We start from the raw sequence: 18782 nt of genomic DNA, 5'->3' as shown, positions 1-18782 counted from the left end.
AAAAGGACCAAACCCATGACCGATGCCCAGCAAACGGCAAAGCCGCGCGAAAGCGCCCGCGCCGATCATCTTACCTCGCAATACCGCGCGATCGGGCCAGCTGCGATCCTTGCAGCCGTTCTCAGCACCGTTCGCCAACGCCCACAATTGAAGTTTGCTTCAATTGTTCAGGAAACGGACTAACAGACTTAAACCAATGCCGGCCATGACGAGGCCGATCAAAACGTCAAGTACGCGCCACGCGGCCGGCTTTGCAAAAATCGGCTGCAACAGCCTCGCGCCATAGCCGAGGCCGAAGAACCATATGAAGGACGCCAGTGCGGCGCCTGCGCCATAGGCCGCACGGTTCCAACCTTCAAAGCGAGCCGACAGGCCGCCAAGCAGAACGACCGTATCAAGATAGACATGCGGGTTGAGAAAGGTCAGCGCCAGAACGGTGCCGATCGCCACTTTCAAATTGCCGTTGCCGGTGTTCGCAGCTTTCAGTACCTCGGGGTGAAGCGCGCGCCGGAAGGCAACGGAAGCATACCAGAACAAGAATACGGCACCGCCGAGCGTCACGACTGAGATGAGTGTGGGCGACTGCGCGATCAGCGTCCCAAGACCAGCGACGCCTGCCGTTATCAACAGGGCGTCGGACAGGGCGCAAATCAGGCTTAAGAGGAATACATGTTCTCGCAGCAGTCCTTGCCGCAATATGAAAGCGTTCTGCGCGCCGATTGCGATAATAAGGGACGCGCCAAGAAGAAAACCGGAGAGAGCGGCAGAAAACATCGGGTAGATATCCTCAAGAAAAGTCGGATTTAAGGGCCTAGAACAGTTTCATCTGATTGTCAGGCTCGGGCGGTTTGACGCGCGCCGGCTTCTTTGCTTCGACTGACGTCTCGACGAACCGTTCCTGGATTTCCGAACCTGTGTTGTCAACCTTGTTGACCTTGTCCGATACAGGGATCGCTTCGAAGAAATCCGCCTGAGCGGGCCTCAAAAGATCGGCGACATGGCGCGGTTCCTGCGTCTTGCAATCGAGCCACCGCGCAAAATCTTTCTGCTCTATGATAACAGGCATGCGGTCGTGGATGAAACGCAGATCCTCGCTCGCGCTTGTCGTCAGGATCGCGCCGGTGTCCATTTCGGAACCTTCTGCATTTGCCCACGGCTCATAGATGCCGGCGAATGCGATAGTTGCGCCGTTGCGGGGCCGGACCCAATAGGCTTGCGATTTTCTGTTGCCGTCCCGCCGCCACTCGTAGAAACCCGAGGCCGGGATTAGCGCACGGCGGTGACGCATTGCGGCCTTGAACGATGCCTTCTCGATTGCCGTTTCCGAACGAGCATTGATCATCAGTGGATAGTTTGCCGTATCCTTTACCCAGCCGGGAATAAATCCCCACCGCACCAGAAGCGCCCTGCGATCAGGCCGATTGCTGCCCGGCGGCGGTGTTTCACCGGCGATCACCATGAGGATCGGCTGTGTCGGCGCAATATTATAGCGTGGCGGAAACGCCTCGAGCTCCATGAGCGCGAGATAGGCCGCGATCTCTTCCGGCGTTTCGAGGAGTGAAAAACGTCCGCACATGCAGTCAATGCCTGATTTGTTTTTGGAAGTGGCGATCATCCGCATTTGAGATGCTGGGTCAAGGTGGCCTTGTCAAAACTTCTCTTACCACCTACCCCTGACATATGGACCAAATTCCCCTCTCCGCAACTGTCGACGGCGTTTCGACCGTTTGCATCCGCGATCGGGCCTTCCTCTTGGTGGAGCGAGCACGCGAACCGTCAAAAGGCTGGCTGGCATTTCCGGGTGGCAGGAGAGAGCAAGGCGAGATGCCGCAAGAAGCAGCAATTCGCGAACTGCATGAAGAAACCGGCATAACAGCAACAGAAGTAACTTATCTCACGACCGTCACCTTCGATTACTCGACGCCGGAATTTCCAACAGCGAAACCTTTCCACCTGGCCGTCTTCCTGGCGCATGATCCAACAGGAGAAGCCATCGCTGCGGACGATGCGGCGGCCGTGCACTGGCTCCGGGTGGAGGAAATGGCGAAATTCGACGTGACCGAGAGTGTTCTGGACGTCGTACATGAATTGGCTGCCGGTTTTAAAAGTTGAGGGTATTAACCACGGACGCCTTGAAGCTGCCTAGCTTTCAGGCAACAACCCTTTCGGGGAATTGGTCTCGGGGTCATCTCGTGCGGCGTGTAATAGTAATCACAGCGTTTTTGACGGCAATCGCCACGGCTGTGCCAGCTTATGCGGTCGACCCTCTATATGAGGCAAAGCTCCTACGTTTGGCCGAGGTTCTCGGATCGATCCATTCGCTGCGTAATCTTTGCGGCGAAAGGAGCAACCAGTGGCGGGATCGAATGGATTCGCTGCTCCTGGCGGAGAATCCAGACCCGGCACGCCGGGCTAAGTTGATCGCCAGTTTCAATCGCGGATATCGCACGTTCAACGAAACTTACTCAACCTGCACGAGCCAGGCGATTGCGGCGATTGACCGCTACCAAATCGAAGGAACAAGGCTTTCTTCGGAGATCGTATCGGGCTATGGAAATTAACCAGGCTTTAACTGTTGAAGCCAATGAACCGCATTTTAAACAAAACGTATGGTATTGTTTAGCGGTAGTTTAAGAATTGGCTTCGGCCAAGGATGGTATATCATGAACATGACATCGACAGACCTTGATAGGTTGGTTGCAGAAGAAAAAAAGCTGGTTGCAATCGAATATCAGAATGAAGTCTGGGCTGATGGCACGCTTGAAGGTATCGAGCCTGAAATTATGGCCGAAGCCGCTTTTGCCACCGCATTGACCGAACTGATCCGTGACAACGGCGAAGTGTCCGCATTGGCCTTGCTCGATGGCTTGCGTGAACGTATTTCTGCGGGTGAATTTTCATCTAATCGCATTCTGCAATAATTGGTGATCCTGCATGCCTGAAAAGCACTTTTCCGCTTCCGCGATCGCCGGAACCTTTTTCCTAGCGGCAGCGGTTTGTGCTTTCTCCGTTCCGGCTTTTGCTGCCGGCTTGGATACGCCGACGCAGCTCGCCTTGAGCGAGATCAAGAAAGAAGAGCTGCCCAAAGCCACCGAACCTGCGAAGCCCGGTGCCGAACAAAAACCAGCTGGCGAAACGCAGACCCAACCCACCTCTCCCGAAAAGCCCAACGCTACGCCGGAGCAGCCCGCACAGGCACCAGCGGCAACGGATGATGATGATGGTGCTGCTGCGCAGAGCAATAATCCTGCCATGCCGAATGCCAAGGAAGGCGCAGCAACGCCTCAGGTCGAATACGACGTCGCCAAACTGCCTTTCCCGGTGCAGAAAATGCGCGAGCTCATTCTGACTGCGGCCAAGTCCGGATCGATTGAAGCACTTCGTCCGCTGATCGGTTCCGGCGACGATGTCACCATGCTTTCGCTGACAGACATCGATGGCGATCCATTGGCCTATCTGAAAAGCCTCGCCGGCGATCCAGATGGCCAGGAAATTCTCGCTATTCTGGTCGATGTGCTCGAGTCCGGTTATGTCCACCTCGATGCCGGCACGGCAGACGAGCTCTACGTCTGGCCCTATTTCTTCGCCTACCCGCTCGACAAGCTCGATGCCAAGCAAAAGGTCGAACTCTTCCAGATCGTCACCGCAGGCGATTACGACGAGATGAAGCAATTCGGCACTTATGTATTCTATCGCCTTGGCATCACGCCAAAGGGGCGCTGGCGGTTTTTCGTCACCGGCGACTGATCTTACAAAGATTCATAAAAAAGTTTGCCGGGATGTCACGTTCGGCGGAGCTGTCTCGTCTTGTGTACAGGCAACTAAATGCCACATAAGGAGATAGACGATGAAACCAAGATTGAACCTCTACAATTTCCAAGAACTCATCAAGCCGATGCTCAAGATGGAAGAGAGCGTTGTTGGCAGCGGGCTCGAAATGAGCCTTATAGAGCTCGTCAAGATGCGGGCTTCACAGATCAACGGCTGCGCCTTCTGCCTCGACATGCATTCGAAGGACGCTCGTAAGAAGGGCGAGACCGAGCAGCGCCTATATTTGCTAAACGCATGGCGGGAATCGCCGCTCTATAGTGATCGCGAACGCGCCGCGCTGGCCTGGACGGAAGCATTGACGCTGATATCCAAAACCCATGCTCCGGACAACGTCTATGACGTGCTGAAGGAACAGTTCACCGAGGAGGAGATCGTCAAGCTGTCCATGTTGATCGTAACCATCAATGGGTGGAACCGCCTGGCTATCGGCTTCCGCTCTGTCCATCCGGTGGCAAAAGACAGTGCCGCAGCCTGACAATAGCGCCGAGGCGTTCAATCGCCTCAGACCGCGCCTGACCCGCATTGCCTACCGTATGCTCGGGTCAGTCGCGGAGGCGGAGGATATCGTCCAGGAAGGCTTCATTCGCTGGCATCAGGCCGACCGGTCTGATGTCCGCAGTGAGGAAGCTTTCCTCGTGCGCACCATCACGCGGCTTTGTCTCGACCATCTCAAATCCGCGCGCGTTCGGAGAGAGACTTATGTCGGGAACTGGTTGCCCGAACCCATATTCGATCCGAGCGAGGACGAATCCGACAGCGATATTACCCTGACCTTGATGATGGCGCTGGAACGATTGTCGCCCCTGGAACGCGCAGCGTTTCTTCTACATGACGTGTTCGGCCAAGATTTCAATCAGATTTCCGAGGCGATCAGTCGAGATCCAGCAACGTGCAGGCAGCTCGCGAGTCGAGCGCGCAACCACGTCCAGAAAGCAAAGCCGCGTTTTCCGGTTTCGGATGAGCAAGGCAAAAGCATCGCCACTGCTTTTTTCAATGCATCCCGCACCGGCGACATGCAGGCCCTGCAGTCCCTGTTGGCAGACGATGTCGTTCTCTACGCCGATGGCGGCGGAATTCGCTTCGCTGCAATCGATCCGATCCATTCAATGGCAAATGTCTGCCTATTCTTCGGAGACGTTTCGCGCCGGGCAGCCTATAGTTTACCGCCATTGGTGCACGAAGGACTCATCGATGGCCTGCCCGGCTTTGTGACAGCGGAAAGTGACGGGATTCCGCAAACCACTGCGCTTGAAATTGAGGACGGCAAGATCAAGGCGATCTACGTCGTGCGGAATCCTGAAAAACTTCGTCATCTCGACTTTGCGCATTGACCCTTGGCTGGCGTTCGTTAGCGTGGCGGCCATCACCCTCCAAGGATCTTATCTATGCAGTCATTGACGATGTATCAGGTGGACGCATTTACCACCGAACTCTTTAGCGGCAATCCTGCCGCAGTGCTTGTCCTCGATGACTGGTTGCCAGTAGAGACAATGCAGGCGATTGCCTGCGAGAACAATCTGGCCGAGACCGCCTTTGTGAAGCCCAATGCGGATTGCTGGGATTTGCGCTGGTTCACGCCAGTGCACGAGGCCGACTTCTGCGGACATGCGACGCTCGCGACGGCACATGTGCTTGCAAACGAGTTGGGCGTGGAGGGCGAACTGGTATTTGAGACCAAGGTCGGCGCTTTGCGCGTCAACAGGAAGAACTCAGCATACCAGCTTGATTTCCCAAGTTTTCCGCCAGAACCGATTGGCGAAATTCTTCCACTGCTCAACGAAATCACTGGAGGCAACCACGTATCGGCATTCCAGAACTTCGAAAACGTCTTTGTTGTGTTGAAGAATGAGCAGGCGGTCCTCGACTTCATTCCGGACTTGCCGGGGATCACCCAACTCGATCCTTTTGGATTCGTGATTACGGCAAGGGGCGACGAACACGATTTTGTTTCACGTTATTTTGTTCCGCATGCGGGCATTCCGGAAGATCCGGTGACTGGGTCAATCCATGCCACGCTCGTGCCCTATTGGGCAGAAGAACTCGGTAAACCCAGGCTTTCGGCGTTCCAGCGCTCGAAGCGCGGCGGACATCTGCTTTGTGAGCTCGAGGGTGACCGCGTGCTGATTACGGGGGCAGCGGTCACTTTCATGAAAGCCGAAATCTATCTGCCCTGAAGCGCCTCGCCGAACAACACCGGCTCGCCTTGGCTTGGTGTCACGATCTCGCCTTCCCACATGACCTTGTGACCGCGGATGATCGTGCCGACAGGCCAACCGGTTACCGTCTTGCCGTCATAAGGCGTCCAGCCGGCCTTTGACCCAACCTGCGCATTGGTGATGGTTTCGCGCCGTTTCATATCGACGACGGTCAAATCGGCATCGTAGCCGACCGCGATCCGCCCTTTACGGGCCATGCCGAACAGGCGGTTGGGGCCATGCGAGCTCAGATCAACAAAACGCTCGATCGACATACGCCCAGCGTTTACGTGGTCGAGCATGATCGGCACCAGCGTCTGCACACCCGTCATGCCGGATGGCGACGCCGGATAGGGCTTTGATTTTTCTTCAAGTGTGTGCGGCGCGTGGTCGGACCCGAGCACGTCGACAATCCCCTGCCCGATGCCCTTCCATACGCCGTCGCGATGACGCGCGTCGCGCACCGGCGGGTTCATCTGCAGCAACGTTCCAAGCGTCGCGTATAGGCTGGCATCGAGGGTCAAATGATGCGGCGTTGCCTCGCAACTCGCCACGTCCTTGTGATTGCCGAGGAAATCGATCTCCTCTGCGGTGGAAATATGGAGAACATGGATGCGCGCGCCGGTTTCGCGGGCGATGCGTACGAGACGCTGGGTACATTGCAGCGCCGCGATCTCGTCGCGCCAAATTGGGTGTGAAGACGGATCGTCCGGAACGCGCAAACCCTCGCGTTCGCGCAGGCGGAATTCGTCCTCTGAATGAAAAGCGGCACGGCGGCGGGTGTTTTTCAGGATAGAACGCACCCCGTCATCGTCTTCGACAAGCAGATCGCCAGTGGAAGAGCCCATGAAAACCTTGATGCCGGCAGCGCCGGGAAGACGTTCGAGTTCGGCGACATCATTTGCATTGTCGCGCGTACCGCCGACCCAGAACGCAAAGTCGCAATGCATGCGATGGTGGCCACGCCGAATTTTATCTTCCAGCGTTTCGGCGGAGGTGGTCAGCGGCTTGGTGTTCGGCATTTCAAAGACTGCCGTCACTCCGCCCAGCACCGCGGAGCGCGAACCACTCTCCAGATCTTCCTTGTGTTCGAGGCCCGGTTCGCGAAAATGCACTTGGCTGTCGACGACGCCCGGAAGGATATGCAAACCGGTGGCGTCAATGATCTCGGCAGCGGAAGCGCTGCCAAGATTGCCGATGGCAGCAATGCGGCCGTCAGCGATGCCAATATCGCGCAAGCCAACACCGTCCTGGTTGACGACAATCCCGCTCCTGAAAATCGTATCGAACGTCTGAGCCATTTGCTTTCCACTCCAGCCTTGCGAACGCGTCCCGTGCGGATTACGTAACAGGGACAGGAAAGGCAAGGGTGATCGAATGCCGCGGCTAAGTTTAAGTGGAAGAGCAATCCTGAACGTTACGGGCGAGGATGCCGAAAATTTCCTGCAAAATCTCATCACCACCGATCTCGACACGCTGCACGCTGGGGATTTGAAACCAGGCGCTTTGCTCAATCCACAAGGCAAGATCCTGTTCGAGTTTCTCGTTTCACGGAACGGCGATGGCCTGCGGCTTGATACACTGCAGACCTCTGCAGATGATTTGTTGAAGAGGCTGACGCTCTATAAACTGCGCGCCAAAGTGCAAATATCCGTGGATTCAGAGTCACTTGTTCAGATTTCCTGGGAAGATGAATCTGACGCTTTAGAAACCGATTCAACAGTGCGCGACCGGCGTTTTCCCCAAGTGCTCAACATTATGCGGTGCTATGGCGGCGAGCCTGCAGCAGACGTTCCCGAACCAATGTGGACCGCGCTGCGTATCGTCCACGGTGTAGCGGAAGCGCCAATGGACTATACGCTCGGCGATGCCTTTCCCCATGATGTTAATCTGGACCAGACTGGCGGCGTTTCTTTCAGAAAGGGCTGTTTTGTCGGTCAGGAAGTTGTCTCGCGCATGCAACATCGTGGAACCGCGCGAAAACGTATCCTGATTGTGACGGGAGCCTCGGACCTGCCGGCTACTGGTACATCCATAACTGCCAACGAACGCGAGATTGGCACCCTCGGTAGCGTTGCAGGATCATCTGGCCTTGGCCTCGTCCGGATCGACCGCGTAAAAGATGCATTGGATAGCGGCAAGGCCATTCTGGCAGGAGATATTCCGATCCACCTTGCCATTCCCTCCGAACACCGGTTTACATTTCCCGAGGCGAAGCAAGAGGCCTGATTGGGGAATAGGATGCTGCGACCGGCAAAGCCGCAACCGAGCAATTTAAAGAAAACAGAATTTCGCGCCTGGCAGCGCATGCTCTCAGGGCGGCGACTGGATTTGCTTGACCCCTCGCCGCTCGATATTGAAATCGAGGACATTGCCCAGGGGCTGTCGCGTGTTGCACGCTGGAACGGCCAGACCGTCGGTGAGCACGCATTCTCGGTAGCGCAGCACTCGCTGCTGGTCGAAGAAATCTTTGGGAAGATCGCCCCGGAGGCGACGACGGAACAGCGCCTTGCAACTCTCCTGCACGATGCACCCGAATATGTGATCGGGGACATGATTTCACCGTTCAAAGCCGTTGTCGGTGGAGATTACAAAAGCGTCGAATTGAGACTGCAACACGCTATTCATCTGCGCTTTTCGCTCGCGCCCGTCGTTCACCAAAGTCTACGTGCCCTGATCAAGCGGGCGGATGCGATTGCCGCCTATTATGAAGCGACGCGCCTTGCAGGATTTGCGGAGAAAGAAGCGGTACAGTTTTTCGGGCGTCCCCGCGGAATCAATCCGGAAGGTCTCTACTTGACGGCACTCGCAACCCAGAATGCACAAAATGCTTTTCTGCTGCGTTTTGCTATACTTAATGCGTCACGGGCACAGAGCCGGGGATAAGAACATGCCGCATATCGTTGTCTCTCCTCTGTCGCGTCTTGCCGAGTCTGCAACTCGTTTCGGCGCGCGTGATATGATCACCCTGATCAATGCCGATACGGTCGTGCCTCGCCCCATAGAGATTCTGGAGGCGCGCCATCTGTTTCTTGGATTCAACGATATTCTCGAGCCTTCGGAGGGCATGACACACCCTGTGTCCGAACACATCACCCAGTTGATCGCGTTTGGCCAGCGCTGGGACCGCAAGGCACCCTTGCTCATCCATTGCTACGCTGGAATCTCGCGCTCGACCGCCGCTGCCTACATCACAGCGATTGCGCTTAATCCGGAGCTTGATGAAGTGCTGTTGGCGCAGAAATTGCGCCAAAATGCGCCCTCTGCCACACCCAATGGCAGACTTGTAGCGCTCGCCGATGATATCCTCGTTCGCAACGGCAAAATGGTAGATGCGATCAATGCGATCGGTCGCGGTGAAGAGGCATTCGAAGGCACGCCATTCATTCTTCCACTGACGGTGTAGACGTGACGGGCACACCCAATGCCGTTGAAATCAATCTGAGCGCCGCCATAGTGGCTGTAGCAAACAATGATCCGCTGATCTTGACCACACCTTCTGGCGATGACAACGAGCGCGACGAGCTGCCCTTCGGCCCGTTCAACCCGCTGTTGCATCGAACTTTCGAGACCGGATTGCGTGAGTGGGTGGCAGAGCAGACGCCTTTACGTCTTGGCTATGTCGAACAACTTTACACCTTCGGTGATCGTGGCCGCCACAAAACCGCTGAAGATCGCGACCTGCACATCGTTTCAGTCGGTTATCTAGCGCTCACGCGCATAACCGATGACGGAGATGCCCTTCGCAAATCCGGCGCGCGCTGGCGCAGCTGGTACTCGTTCTTGCCTTGGGAAGACTGGCGCGTCGGCAAGCCCGCCATGATCGACGAAACGATCCGCCCCGCTCTGCATGCCTGGGCCGAGAAGAGCGGACTTCCCGCGCGGCTAAGCCGTTTCCGGCTCGCATTCGGAGACGATGGAATTATGTGGGATGAAGAGCGGGTACTTGAACGCTATGAACTCCTGTACGAAGCGGGACTGATAGAGGAGGCGGCGCGCGATGGGCGGGCGGAAGGCACACATCTTTCGCGTGGCCTGGGGCTTCCGATGAGTTTTGACCACCGGCGCATTCTTGCGACCGCCATCTCGCGGCTGCGCGCCAAGCTGAAATACAGGCCTGTGGTATTTGAGTTAATGCCCCCCACCTTTACCTTGACTGCGTTGCAGGAGACTGTGGAGGCGATTTCTGGTCGCCACCTGCACAAGCAGAATTTCCGCAGATTGGTCGAGACAACGGAACTGGTCGAGCCAACCGGCGCAGAACAAACGCAGGCACGAGGCAGGCCTGCAGCGCTTTATCGGTTCCGGCACAATGTGCTCGAAGAGCGCAGCGTGGCGGGATTGCGCGTTGGTGGCAGGGGATAGGAGGAAGGGATGAACGACAAGCCGACATCGCTCAATGCCGAAGGAATATCCGAACCATTCGCATCGGATAATGTTCCGTTGGAGGAATGGTCGAAAGGTACGCGCTATGGCACCAAATTTCGCTATCTTTCCGGCTTCGGTGGTGCGAACCACGTTGGTGTTGCCCTGGAAGAGCTCGCGCCGGGCAAAGAATCCAACATGAATCATTATCACATGCTTGAGGAAGAGCAGGCGTTCATCCTCGAAGGTGAGATGACTCTGCGGCTCGGCGACCAGACATATCGGATGAAGGCAGGGGATCACGTCTGCTTTCCGGCCAGCCAGAAAGTCGGACATTCGTTTTACAACCACAGCGACGCGCCCTGCCGCTTCATCATGATCGGAGAGAAAAACCCGAACGAAGTGGTTGTCTATCCCGAAACCGGGCGCGTCGGCGTGCGATTACTGAGTGAAGGCTACGATAGAGCCGCCACTATGGAGTACTGGCAAGGCGCCGATACCGAACAAAACCCACGCAGCTAGTACCTATTTCAGTAGATAAACGTGCTCATCGCCCGGGAATTTTCGCGAACGGACGTCATCCGCGTAGGCTTTGACAGCTTCGTCGATAGCCGTACCGACTGCGCCATAGACCTTGACGAATTTGGGCGGCTTCGGATTGTAGCCGAGCATGTCCTCAAGCACGAGGATCTGACCGTCACATTCGACTGACCCGCCAATTCCAATCGTGGGAATGGCGATCTCGCGCGAAATCTCAGCCGCAAGCGGTTCCACAATTCCCTCAAGCACCACTGAAAAGGCGCCAGCGTCGCTCACCGCCTTTGCATCGGCTTTGAGCAATGGCCATAGTGCCGTGTCGCGGCCTTGTGTCTTGAAACCACCGAGCGTGTTGACGGATTGCGGCGTCAGCCCGATATGCGCCATCACCGGTATGCCGCGCTCGATCAGGAAGCGGATGGTGTCAGCCATGCGCACGCCACCTTCCAGCTTGACGGCACCGCAGCCGGTCTCCTGCATGACGCGAGCGGCATTGCGGAACGCAATCTCGGGGCTCTCCTCGTAAGAGCCAAACGGCATATCGACCACGACCATCGCCCGCTTTGAGCCACGCACCACGGCACGGCCATGGGCAATCATAAGATCGAGCGACACACCGAGTGTTGATTCCATGGCGTAAAGAACCATGGCGAGACTGTCGCCCACGAGGAGAATATCCGCGTGCTGGTCGACGATGCGCGCGGTGTTCGCGTGGTAGGAAGTCAACGCAACGATTGGCTCGCCGCCCTTGCGGACACGTATCTCCGGTGCAGTGACCCGGCGCGTGACGATTTCCTGGCTCATAGCTCCTCCTTCTTCCCGTTCAACCGATAACGCGCTGGTCGATCAGACGCACCTTGCCGAAGCGGACTGTCAACAAAATGACGACTGGCTGTTTGAATTTGCCCGAAACCGGATCAAGCGTCCGCGCATCGCGAATATCAACGGATTCGATCTCGCCGCGCTTCTCGGTTTCCAGAACTGCGCGAACCGCATTGCGGATGGCCGATACGGAGCGCTGGCCTTGTCCGACCAATTCCTCCGCCTGCACCAGTGATTTCGCCAGGATGACAGCAGCCTTACGGTCGGCAGGGGTCAGCATGGCATTGCGCGACGAACACGCAAGGCCGTCGTCTTCGCGCACGGTGGCCACTCCGGTTATCTCAATTGGCATGTCGAGATCGGCCACCATGCGGCGGACGATCGTCAATTGCTGATAGTCCTTCTCGCCGAAAAACGCATGGTCCGGCTGAACGATATTAAACAGTTTGGTGACGACAGTTGTTACGCCGCGAAAATGCCCGGGCCTGATCTTGCCGATCAGTATCCGGGACAGAACCGGGTTATCAACGATGGTATGGGCGCCTTGGCGGTAAATTTCCGCAACGTCCGGCGTAAAAACGTAGTCGACACCCTCGGCCTTGAGCTTGGCAAGGTCGCCTGCCATGTCGCGCGGATAGGAGGACAGATCCTCATTCGGTCCGAACTGCGTCGGGTTCACGAAGATCGAAACGACGGTGACATCGCAGGCGTTTTTTGAATGGCGAACCAATGAGATATGGCCGATGTGCAAATAGCCCATCGTCGGTACGAGACCGATGGATTTGCCTTTGAGGCGGTGAGCTTTGAGGGCAGCGCGCAGTTCTGCAATGGTGGCGATGACCTTCATTTGATTTCGATGTCCAGTCCGATATCCAGCGTTGGTGCTGCCATGGTAATTTTCGATGTCGAGATATAATCGACACCGGTTTCTGCAATCACCTTGATCGTGTCAAACGCTATATTGCCGGATGCTTCCAGTTTCGCCCGGCCACCATTGATTTTCACCGCCTTTTCAAGCAGTTCCGGCGCCATATTATCAAGAAGAATCACATCGGCAGCGACGGAAAGCGCCTCTTCAAACTGCTTGAGGCCGTCGACTTCCACCTCGATCTTGACGAGATGTCCGGCATAGGCGCGTGCGGCGAGAATGGCCTTCGCGACACCGCCTGCGACCGCGATGTGATTATCCTTGATCAGGATCGCATCATCGAGACCGAAACGATGATTGGAGCCGCCACCGCATTTCACTGCATATTTGGCAAAGGCACGCATGCCGGGAATGGTCTTGCGTGTGTCGCAGACCCTGGCGTTGGTGTGGGCAATCAAATCAGCAAATTTTGCGGTATAGCTTGCAATGCCGCTCAAATGCATGAGGAAATTAAGCGCAACGCGTTCGGCCGAGAGGATGGCACGGGCGTTGCCTTCGATGCGCGCAAGGTCGTCACCCGGCTCGACCCTTGCGCCATCCCTGGTCAGCGCAGTGATTTTCAGCTTCGTGTCCATCAACGCAAAGGCGGTGCGGGCAAAATCCATGCCGCAGATCGTACCGGCCGCGCGGCTAGAAAGCACCGCGCTGGCGACCGCATCCTCCGGCAGGGTCGCGTTGGTCGTGATATCCCCTGCCCGGCCGAGATCTTCGAGCAGGGCAGCACGCACGGCATCCTCGATCAACAATTGCGGAAGTGATGGCGGAAGGGCTTTTTGCATATCTTCAGCCATCAGGCCAACTCCATCATTTCACTCACAGAAGCTTCGGCATCGGACAGTGTCAGAAATGTCCTGTGCTGCCACTCAGCACGTTTCTCTGGAAAGTCAGTGCGGAAATGGCCGCCACGGCTTTCCTCGCGTCGCAGCGCACTGACGGCGACCAGCTTTGCCGTCGCCAATACATTCCGAAAGGCAGCATCGCGATTGGCTTTGTCCAACTCAAGAATAGTCTTCAACCCCTGAAGCATGCCTTTGCGGTCACGAACAACACCAAAACTGGCGCTCATCGTCTTGCGGAGTGTGGTCATGGCTGCCGTATCCGCTTCGGCGGCCAGATCGTCCCGGTCTACCGAGCCCTTCGACCAATCTTCAGTATAATTTGCGTCACCCTTGCCGATCTTGGCGGCAATGCGCGCAGAAAACACGACGGCTTCAAGCAGGGAATTGGACGCCAGCCGATTTGCCCCGTGCGCTCCTGTCGAGGTGCATTCCCCGCAAGCCCACAGCCCGTTGATCGAGGTGCGCCCATCAGCGTCTGTCAGAATACCGCCCATGAAATAGTGCGCGGCAGGGATAACAGGAATGGGGTCGACAACAGGATCAATGCCGGCGTCGCGACAATACTTGTAGACTGTCGGAAACTCCTCGGCGAATGAGGCACCCACGGCCTTGGTACAGTCGAGCCAGGCACCGCGACCAGCCATGACTTCAGCATAAATCCCGCGCGCCACGACATCACGGGGACCAAGTTCCGCATCGGGATCCAGCTTGAGCATAAATCGTTCACCGGCGCGATTGAGCAGCGTAGCGCCGTGACCGCGGAGTGCCTCCGTCGCCAGGGGTGCCGGGTCTTTGTTCACGTCCAGCGCCGTCGGGTGAAACTGTACGAACTCCATATCCGCCATCATTGCACCAGCCCGTGCCGCCATGCCGATACCCTCGCCGCGTGCCTCGGAAGGATTGGTAGTAACGGCGTAAAGATGGCCGATGCCGCCGGTGGCGATCACAACCGCCCGTGAAGCCAGTTTTACCTGCGTGCCACGCCCCGCTTCTGTTCGCGCGATGACGCCGGTTACCGCGCCTTTCTCGATCATCAGATCTTCGACCACATACCCTTCCATCACCCTGATAGACGGCGTGTTTTCAACTGTTTTCACCAGAGCCTGCATGATCGCACGACCCGCCATATCTCCGCGTACCCTGACGATACGACTTTCAGAATGCGCCGCTTCGCGCGATACCTGCAGCCTGCCTTCGAGATCGCGGTCGAAGGGAACGCCGTAGCCGAGAAGATCGTGGACACGGGACGCCGCTTCGCCAGCCATCAAACGCGCGATGCTTTCATCGACGATACCGTCACCAGCGGCGACAGTATCGGCGACGTGCTTTTCTTTCGTGTCGCCTTCCGACACGGCAGCAGCAATACCCGCCTGCGCCCAGGCCGAGGATGCACCGCGACCAATGGGTGCCGCCGCAAGCACGGTGACTGGCCGGGGAGCAAGTTTCAGTGCACAAAAAAGTCCGGCAAGTCCGCCACCGATGATGATGACGGGATCGGAATGAGTGGACATCAGCTTTTCTCGTCTCAGTTCTTTAGGTTGACCATACGCTCTACAGCGAGCCGCGCCCTTTCGGCGATCAGCGGATCGACGTGAATTTCTTCACGCATGTAGACCAGGCTTTCAAGAATGTTCGGCAATGTGATGCGCTTCATGTGCGGGCAGAGATTGCACGGCTTGATGAACTTTACGTCCGGTACTTCAGATTCGATATTGGAAGCCATGGAGCATTCCGTGACGAGCAGTACCTTGGCCGGACGATTGTCCTTCACATAATCGATCATGCCTCGCGTCGAGCCGGTATAGTCGGCGATTGCCACCACTTCAGGCGGACATTCAGGATGAGCAATGATCTGGATATCCGGATCGGCTGCCCGATATGCGAGCAACTCATCCGCCGTGAATCGCTCGTGCACCTCGCAATGGCCTTTCCACGTCAATATCTTGACGTTGGTCTGTGCAGCAACATTCTGCGCGAGGAATTCGTCCGGAATACACAAAACACGATCAACGCCAAAGCTTTCGACAACTTGTACCGCATTGGCCGATGTGCAGCATATATCGCTTTCCGCCTTCACTTCAGCGGAAGTATTCACGTAGGTGACAATCGGCACCCCCGGATAGGTCTCGCGCAACAGGCGTACATCAGCCCCGGTGATGGACTCGGCCAGCGAGCAGCCAGCACGCATGTCCGGGATCAGCACAGTTTTGTGCGGATTGAGAAGTTTGGACGTCTCCGCCATGAAGTGCACGCCGCATTGAACGATGATATCAGCGTCCACACGCGTCGCCTCTTTGGCGAGCTGCAGGGAGTCACCAACGATATCGGCCACGCAGTGAAAAATCTCCGGGGTTTGATAATTGTGAGCGAGGATGACGGCGTTGCGCTGTTTCTTCAGACGGTTGATCGCAGCCACATAAGGTGCGTAGACCGGCCATTCGATCCGCGGGATATGGTGAGCGACACGTTCGTACAGATGCTCGGTTTCAGCAGCGATCCCTGGTGTATAGGCAAGGTCCGGCATCTTGAGAATGCCAAAACGTTTCGCTGCGGTTTGACCGGACACACGGTCGGTCTTGTTGCGGGCAGCGCTGGTCATATCCACTTCCTCCTGGACATTCTTTCACTCGGCAAATTGGCCAAGTTTTGGTCACCGGCCATTTATACTCACTTTGAGCATATTTATGACCAAAAGAAAAACGGCAGGGCCGTCGCGAAATACATAGGGGATTATTTTGCTGGCTTCAAGGTCGATAATCGAGCTTTTTTGTGACTCCCTGACGGGAAGGATACGCCAGGTGTAGCCTTGACGATCTTTCCGGCCCCGGAATTACCCTCCCCTGGACTGACGATAATCGTTGTAGCGGCGCTCTTGCAAATAGCGTCTTTGCGGACTGTCGCCACCAATACGAGGCGTGCAATCGGTAAACACCTTCGCATCGCGATCGCTTGGCCGATCGCACCAAACGAGTGGACTGACATTGCCGGAGTTGGCGCAACCGCCGAGGGTCATAGCGCCGATCACCAGTATCGGCAGAAGTAGTCGCATGAAATCAATCCCTTACTCACTCAGGTCAGGACCCGAGATACTCATCAAACTCATTTATGTACCAATCAACTCAATTCAATTGATTGGGATCACAAATGAGATAATCCTGCGCCTCCATAAAAGGAGACGGCCATGTCGCAGAACGAAGCAAGTGTCGTCCAAAAGTCCGGCGTGCCATGGCTCATCATCATTACCGGCTGTCTCATTGCGCTTTTGACATTCGGGCCCCGCTCCGCGATGGGATTCTTCCAACTACCGATGCTCGCCGAGAAAGGTTGGGATAGAACTACGTTTGGCATGGCCATGGCACTGCAGAATCTGTTCTGGGGTGCCGGACAGCCATTCTTTGGCGCGATCGCCGACAAGTATGGCACGTGGCGCGTGCTACTCCTGTCCGCGATATTCTATTCGAGCGGCTTGGTCATGATGGCTTGGGCCACCTCGCCGGGCATTCTCTATCTCGGCGGCGGGGTCCTCGTGGGCCTTGGCATTGCCGCGGGTTCCTTTGGCGTCATTCTATCGGCTTTTGCGCGCAATGTTTCAGCGGCCAGTCGGACCTTCGTCTTCGGTATCGGCACAGCGGCAGGATCCGCAGGCATGTTCGTCTTTGCCCCGATCAGCCAGGGCCTCATCGATCGATTTGGCTGGTCGGATGCTCTGGTCTATCTCGGCCTGGCAATGTTGATTGTTCCAGTCCTTGCCATACCCCTGCGTGGCAATTCCTCAAGCGGCAGAACCAAGGAAGCTCAATACAAGCAGTCGATTGGCGAGGCATTGAAGGAAGCACTTGCACACAAGAGCTACCTGCTACTGACGACCGGCTTCTTCGTCTGCGGGTTTCAGGTGGCGTTTATCACGGCACATTTTCCGGCCTATCTGGGCGATATTGGCATCGATGCTACCTATGCGGTACTAGCGCTGGCACTCATCGGATTTTTCAACATCATCGGTTCGCTTGCATCGGGCGTGATCAGCCAGCGCTATTCCAAGCCGAAATTCCTGGCGTTCCTCTACCTTGGGCGTTCGATATTGGTCACAGCCTTTCTACTTCTGCCGCAGACAGGAACTTCCGTGATCGTCTTCGCGATCCTGATGGGACTGATGTGGCTTTCGACTGTACCGCCGACAAATTCGCTCGTCGCCATCATGTTCGGTACCCGCTATCTCGGCATGCTTGGCGGTATCGTGTTTTTCTCGCACCAGATCGGCTCGTTCCTGGGTGTCTGGCTCGGCGGATATCTCTATGACCACTTCGGCAGCTATGATCCGGTCTGGTGGCTCGGAGTCGTACTCGGCATATTTGCGGCGATTGTCCACTGGCCCATTGAAGAGACTGCTGCTGTACGCCCTGCCCTCCAGCCAGCGGAATAGACAAATCCGCCGTTCAAGCCAATGAGCGGCGGATTTGTCTTGTGCGGTTTCCAGTCTCAGTCTCTCAGAACCGCTTCAATCTTGTCGAGCGCTTCCGCCTTACCGATACCGGTCAGAAAGGCCAGCGTGGTGATGACGGGCTTGGCAAGATCCTTTGGCAGTTGCGCGGTTGTGACGATGAGGTCGACATCATCGATCTGCCCTGCCACTTCTGTCGTCTTGCACTGCCTTGAATTGAAGCGGATGCCACGTTCCTTCATTGCATCTTCGACCGCATGCGCAACCACTGTCGACGTGGCGATACCCGTTCCGCATGCAAAAAGCACGGTTTTCTGCCGAGTCATAAGTTCCCTCCCTAATTCTTAATGCAAACTTATCGTAGAAGGCGGGACACGTCTTCCACCGATTCGGATTGGATCAGCGCCGAAATGATCTCAGGTGCCTGAATTGTGCCTGCGATCTCCTGCAACATTTCGATTTGCTTGTCCTTGTCATTAAGGGCCATCAGGAAAACTACGCTGACCTGCAGCTTCTCGTCCGGATCTTCCATATTGGAAAACAACACCGGTTCAACCAGCGTTGCAAGTGCCAAACCGGGCCTCAGCACGTGTTCAGGATCTGTGTGCGGAACCGCTACGTTGTTATCACCGCCAAGCGGCAGGCCCGTTGGCAACATGACCTCACGGGCGATTACGGCATCGGCGAAGCTTGGTTTGACATATCCCAGCGCTGACAATCGATCTGCCAAGATGCGGATGACATCCTGGTCTGTCGCGGCCTTGAGCCCGAGGACAATCGCCCCGGGATCAAGATAGTTCATCAAGGCTTGCGCCATTCATCTACTC

Annotated in this window: 25 protein-coding genes; 14 read left to right on the top strand and 11 right to left on the bottom strand. The window is 56.3% G+C overall.

Features of this window, described 5'->3' with window-relative positions:
- Positions 1-15: 15 nt before the first annotated feature.
- Positions 16-183: a transcriptional regulator gene (locus PHA01_RS03925; protein ID WP_112527813.1), complete on the top strand. Its 168-nt coding sequence runs from the start codon at positions 16-18 to the stop codon at positions 181-183.
- Here the strand turns inward: PHA01_RS03925 and PHA01_RS03920 are convergent.
- On the bottom strand, positions 160-774 hold the full coding sequence (locus tag PHA01_RS03920) for a LysE/ArgO family amino acid transporter (RefSeq protein ID WP_271893471.1): 615 nt from the start codon (positions 772-774) through the stop codon (positions 160-162). The two genes, PHA01_RS03925 and PHA01_RS03920, sit on opposite strands and share 24 nt — an antisense overlap.
- Before the next feature lie 37 nt (positions 775-811).
- Positions 812-1576 carry an SOS response-associated peptidase gene (locus tag PHA01_RS03915; protein WP_271893470.1) on the bottom strand — a complete coding sequence of 255 codons (765 nt, stop codon included), beginning with the start codon at positions 1574-1576 and terminating at the stop codon, positions 812-814.
- Positions 1577-1680: 104 nt separating this feature from the next.
- On the opposite strand from PHA01_RS03915, the gene PHA01_RS03910 reads away from it, so the two are divergent.
- The 7 genes from PHA01_RS03910 (at position 1681) to PHA01_RS03880 (ending at position 6005) form a co-directional block, all read left to right on the top strand.
- Positions 1681-2112: an NUDIX hydrolase gene (locus PHA01_RS03910; protein ID WP_271893468.1), complete on the top strand. Its 432-nt coding sequence runs from the start codon at positions 1681-1683 to the stop codon at positions 2110-2112.
- Positions 2113-2192: 80 nt separating this feature from the next.
- On the top strand, positions 2193-2561 hold the full coding sequence (locus PHA01_RS03905; RefSeq protein ID WP_417020893.1) for a TIGR02301 family protein: 369 nt from the start codon (positions 2193-2195) through the stop codon (positions 2559-2561).
- Positions 2562-2663: 102 nt separating this feature from the next.
- Positions 2664-2921, top strand: a complete 258-nt coding sequence (locus PHA01_RS03900) for a hypothetical protein (protein ID WP_112527803.1) — start codon at positions 2664-2666, stop codon at positions 2919-2921.
- A gap of 13 nt (positions 2922-2934) precedes the next feature.
- Positions 2935-3747 (top strand): hypothetical protein, encoded by an 813-nt coding sequence (locus PHA01_RS03895; RefSeq protein ID WP_271893466.1) that lies wholly within the window; start codon positions 2935-2937, stop codon positions 3745-3747.
- A gap of 100 nt (positions 3748-3847) precedes the next feature.
- Positions 3848-4306, top strand: a complete 459-nt coding sequence (locus PHA01_RS03890; protein WP_271893465.1) for a carboxymuconolactone decarboxylase family protein — start codon at positions 3848-3850, stop codon at positions 4304-4306.
- A gap of 58 nt (positions 4307-4364) precedes the next feature.
- The gene (locus PHA01_RS03885; protein WP_417020914.1) at positions 4365-5162 is read left to right on the top strand and encodes a sigma-70 family RNA polymerase sigma factor; all 798 of its coding nucleotides are present in this window, start codon (positions 4365-4367) and stop codon (positions 5160-5162) included.
- A gap of 54 nt (positions 5163-5216) precedes the next feature.
- Positions 5217-6005 (top strand): PhzF family phenazine biosynthesis protein, encoded by a 789-nt coding sequence (locus PHA01_RS03880; RefSeq protein WP_271893463.1) that lies wholly within the window; start codon positions 5217-5219, stop codon positions 6003-6005.
- Here the strand turns inward: PHA01_RS03880 and PHA01_RS03875 are convergent.
- Positions 5993-7327: a dihydroorotase gene (locus tag PHA01_RS03875; protein ID WP_271893462.1), complete on the bottom strand. Its 1335-nt coding sequence runs from the start codon at positions 7325-7327 to the stop codon at positions 5993-5995. The genes PHA01_RS03880 and PHA01_RS03875 overlap by 13 nt on opposite strands.
- A 76-nt stretch (positions 7328-7403) precedes the next feature.
- Between PHA01_RS03875 and ygfZ the strand changes: the two genes are divergently transcribed.
- The 5 genes from ygfZ to PHA01_RS03850 are packed head-to-tail and all read left to right on the top strand — an operon-like array spanning position 7404 to position 10913.
- Entirely contained in the window at positions 7404-8255 is an 852-nt protein-coding gene (gene ygfZ / locus PHA01_RS03870; RefSeq protein WP_271893461.1) for a CAF17-like 4Fe-4S cluster assembly/insertion protein YgfZ, read from the top strand.
- Positions 8256-8267: 12 nt separating this feature from the next.
- The gene (locus tag PHA01_RS03865) at positions 8268-8912 is read left to right on the top strand and encodes an HD family hydrolase (RefSeq protein WP_271893459.1); all 645 of its coding nucleotides are present in this window, start codon (positions 8268-8270) and stop codon (positions 8910-8912) included.
- Between the two features lie 4 nt (positions 8913-8916).
- Positions 8917-9432: a tyrosine phosphatase family protein gene (locus PHA01_RS03860; protein ID WP_271893457.1), complete on the top strand. Its 516-nt coding sequence runs from the start codon at positions 8917-8919 to the stop codon at positions 9430-9432.
- 2 nt (positions 9433-9434) lie between these two features.
- A complete protein-coding gene (locus PHA01_RS03855; RefSeq protein ID WP_271893456.1) occupies positions 9435-10391 on the top strand; it encodes an NUDIX hydrolase in 957 nt (318 codons plus the stop codon).
- A gap of 9 nt (positions 10392-10400) precedes the next feature.
- On the top strand, positions 10401-10913 hold the full coding sequence (locus tag PHA01_RS03850) for a cupin domain-containing protein (protein ID WP_271893455.1): 513 nt from the start codon (positions 10401-10403) through the stop codon (positions 10911-10913).
- A 3-nt stretch (positions 10914-10916) separates the two neighbouring features.
- Here the strand turns inward: PHA01_RS03850 and panB are convergent, their stop codons facing one another.
- The 6 genes from panB to PHA01_RS03820 all read right to left on the bottom strand — a co-directional run bounded on the left by panB (position 10917) and on the right by PHA01_RS03820 (position 16566).
- Complete coding sequence (gene panB / locus PHA01_RS03845; protein ID WP_271893454.1) at positions 10917-11732, bottom strand: 3-methyl-2-oxobutanoate hydroxymethyltransferase; 816 nt, start codon at positions 11730-11732, stop codon at positions 10917-10919.
- Positions 11733-11751: 19 nt separating this feature from the next.
- Positions 11752-12597 carry a pantoate--beta-alanine ligase gene (gene panC, locus PHA01_RS03840; protein WP_271893452.1) on the bottom strand — a complete coding sequence of 282 codons (846 nt, stop codon included), beginning with the start codon at positions 12595-12597 and terminating at the stop codon, positions 11752-11754.
- Entirely contained in the window at positions 12594-13457 is an 864-nt protein-coding gene (nadC, locus tag PHA01_RS03835) for a carboxylating nicotinate-nucleotide diphosphorylase (RefSeq protein WP_271893931.1), read from the bottom strand. Before nadC ends, panC begins: the two co-directional genes overlap by 4 nt.
- A gap of 11 nt (positions 13458-13468) precedes the next feature.
- A complete protein-coding gene (locus PHA01_RS03830) occupies positions 13469-15028 on the bottom strand; it encodes an L-aspartate oxidase (RefSeq protein WP_271893450.1) in 1560 nt (519 codons plus the stop codon).
- A gap of 14 nt (positions 15029-15042) precedes the next feature.
- Positions 15043-16116: a quinolinate synthase NadA gene (nadA, locus tag PHA01_RS03825; protein WP_271893449.1), complete on the bottom strand. Its 1074-nt coding sequence runs from the start codon at positions 16114-16116 to the stop codon at positions 15043-15045.
- 231 nt (positions 16117-16347) lie between these two features.
- The gene (locus tag PHA01_RS03820; protein ID WP_271893448.1) at positions 16348-16566 is read right to left on the bottom strand and encodes a hypothetical protein; all 219 of its coding nucleotides are present in this window, start codon (positions 16564-16566) and stop codon (positions 16348-16350) included.
- A 132-nt stretch (positions 16567-16698) separates the two neighbouring features.
- On the opposite strand from PHA01_RS03820, the gene PHA01_RS03815 reads away from it, so the two are divergent.
- Complete coding sequence (locus tag PHA01_RS03815; protein WP_271893447.1) at positions 16699-17937, top strand: MFS transporter; 1239 nt, start codon at positions 16699-16701, stop codon at positions 17935-17937.
- Between the two features lie 56 nt (positions 17938-17993).
- Here the strand turns inward: PHA01_RS03815 and PHA01_RS03810 are convergent, their stop codons facing one another.
- Positions 17994-18281: a PTS sugar transporter subunit IIB gene (locus PHA01_RS03810; protein WP_271893446.1), complete on the bottom strand. Its 288-nt coding sequence runs from the start codon at positions 18279-18281 to the stop codon at positions 17994-17996.
- A gap of 29 nt (positions 18282-18310) precedes the next feature.
- Positions 18311-18772 (bottom strand): PTS sugar transporter subunit IIA, encoded by a 462-nt coding sequence (locus PHA01_RS03805; protein WP_271893444.1) that lies wholly within the window; start codon positions 18770-18772, stop codon positions 18311-18313.
- Positions 18773-18782 lie beyond the last annotated feature (10 nt).

This window comes from Candidatus Phyllobacterium onerii (genome assembly GCF_028331445.1).
GTDB lineage: Bacteria > Pseudomonadota > Alphaproteobacteria > Rhizobiales > Rhizobiaceae > Phyllobacterium > Phyllobacterium onerii.
This window is presented reverse-complemented; position numbering and strand designations above follow the sequence as displayed.

What these genes read in the sequence shown, in the direction of transcription:
- PHA01_RS03865 (WP_271893459.1), top strand. Translation starts at nt 8,268, where the DNA reads ATGCTGCGACCGGCAAAGCCGCAACCGAGCAATTTAAAGAAAACAGAA.
- panB (WP_271893454.1), bottom strand. Translation starts at nt 11,732, where the DNA reads ATGAGCCAGGAAATCGTCACGCGCCGGGTCACTGCACCGGAGATACGT.
- PHA01_RS03900 (WP_112527803.1), top strand. Translation starts at nt 2,664, where the DNA reads ATGAACATGACATCGACAGACCTTGATAGGTTGGTTGCAGAAGAAAAA.
- PHA01_RS03805 (WP_271893444.1), bottom strand. Translation starts at nt 18,772, where the DNA reads ATGGCGCAAGCCTTGATGAACTATCTTGATCCCGGGGCGATTGTCCTC.
- PHA01_RS03915 (WP_271893470.1), bottom strand. Translation starts at nt 1,576, where the DNA reads ATGTGCGGACGTTTTTCACTCCTCGAAACGCCGGAAGAGATCGCGGCC.
- PHA01_RS03925 (WP_112527813.1), top strand. Translation starts at nt 16, where the DNA reads ATGACCGATGCCCAGCAAACGGCAAAGCCGCGCGAAAGCGCCCGCGCC.
- nadC (WP_271893931.1), bottom strand. Translation starts at nt 13,457, where the DNA reads ATGCAAAAAGCCCTTCCGCCATCACTTCCGCAATTGTTGATCGAGGAT.
- PHA01_RS03860 (WP_271893457.1), top strand. Translation starts at nt 8,917, where the DNA reads ATGCCGCATATCGTTGTCTCTCCTCTGTCGCGTCTTGCCGAGTCTGCA.
- panC (WP_271893452.1), bottom strand. Translation starts at nt 12,597, where the DNA reads ATGAAGGTCATCGCCACCATTGCAGAACTGCGCGCTGCCCTCAAAGCT.
- PHA01_RS03850 (WP_271893455.1), top strand. Translation starts at nt 10,401, where the DNA reads ATGAACGACAAGCCGACATCGCTCAATGCCGAAGGAATATCCGAACCA.
- PHA01_RS03820 (WP_271893448.1), bottom strand. Translation starts at nt 16,566, where the DNA reads ATGCGACTACTTCTGCCGATACTGGTGATCGGCGCTATGACCCTCGGC.
- PHA01_RS03895 (WP_271893466.1), top strand. Translation starts at nt 2,935, where the DNA reads ATGCCTGAAAAGCACTTTTCCGCTTCCGCGATCGCCGGAACCTTTTTC.
- PHA01_RS03875 (WP_271893462.1), bottom strand. Translation starts at nt 7,327, where the DNA reads ATGGCTCAGACGTTCGATACGATTTTCAGGAGCGGGATTGTCGTCAAC.
- PHA01_RS03880 (WP_271893463.1), top strand. Translation starts at nt 5,217, where the DNA reads ATGCAGTCATTGACGATGTATCAGGTGGACGCATTTACCACCGAACTC.
- PHA01_RS03815 (WP_271893447.1), top strand. Translation starts at nt 16,699, where the DNA reads ATGTCGCAGAACGAAGCAAGTGTCGTCCAAAAGTCCGGCGTGCCATGG.
- ygfZ (WP_271893461.1), top strand. Translation starts at nt 7,404, where the DNA reads ATGCCGCGGCTAAGTTTAAGTGGAAGAGCAATCCTGAACGTTACGGGC.
- PHA01_RS03890 (WP_271893465.1), top strand. Translation starts at nt 3,848, where the DNA reads ATGAAACCAAGATTGAACCTCTACAATTTCCAAGAACTCATCAAGCCG.
- PHA01_RS03920 (WP_271893471.1), bottom strand. Translation starts at nt 774, where the DNA reads ATGTTTTCTGCCGCTCTCTCCGGTTTTCTTCTTGGCGCGTCCCTTATT.
- PHA01_RS03885 (WP_417020914.1), top strand. Translation starts at nt 4,365, where the DNA reads ATGCTCGGGTCAGTCGCGGAGGCGGAGGATATCGTCCAGGAAGGCTTC.
- nadA (WP_271893449.1), bottom strand. Translation starts at nt 16,116, where the DNA reads ATGACCAGCGCTGCCCGCAACAAGACCGACCGTGTGTCCGGTCAAACC.
- PHA01_RS03830 (WP_271893450.1), bottom strand. Translation starts at nt 15,028, where the DNA reads ATGTCCACTCATTCCGATCCCGTCATCATCATCGGTGGCGGACTTGCC.
- PHA01_RS03810 (WP_271893446.1), bottom strand. Translation starts at nt 18,281, where the DNA reads ATGACTCGGCAGAAAACCGTGCTTTTTGCATGCGGAACGGGTATCGCC.
- PHA01_RS03910 (WP_271893468.1), top strand. Translation starts at nt 1,681, where the DNA reads ATGGACCAAATTCCCCTCTCCGCAACTGTCGACGGCGTTTCGACCGTT.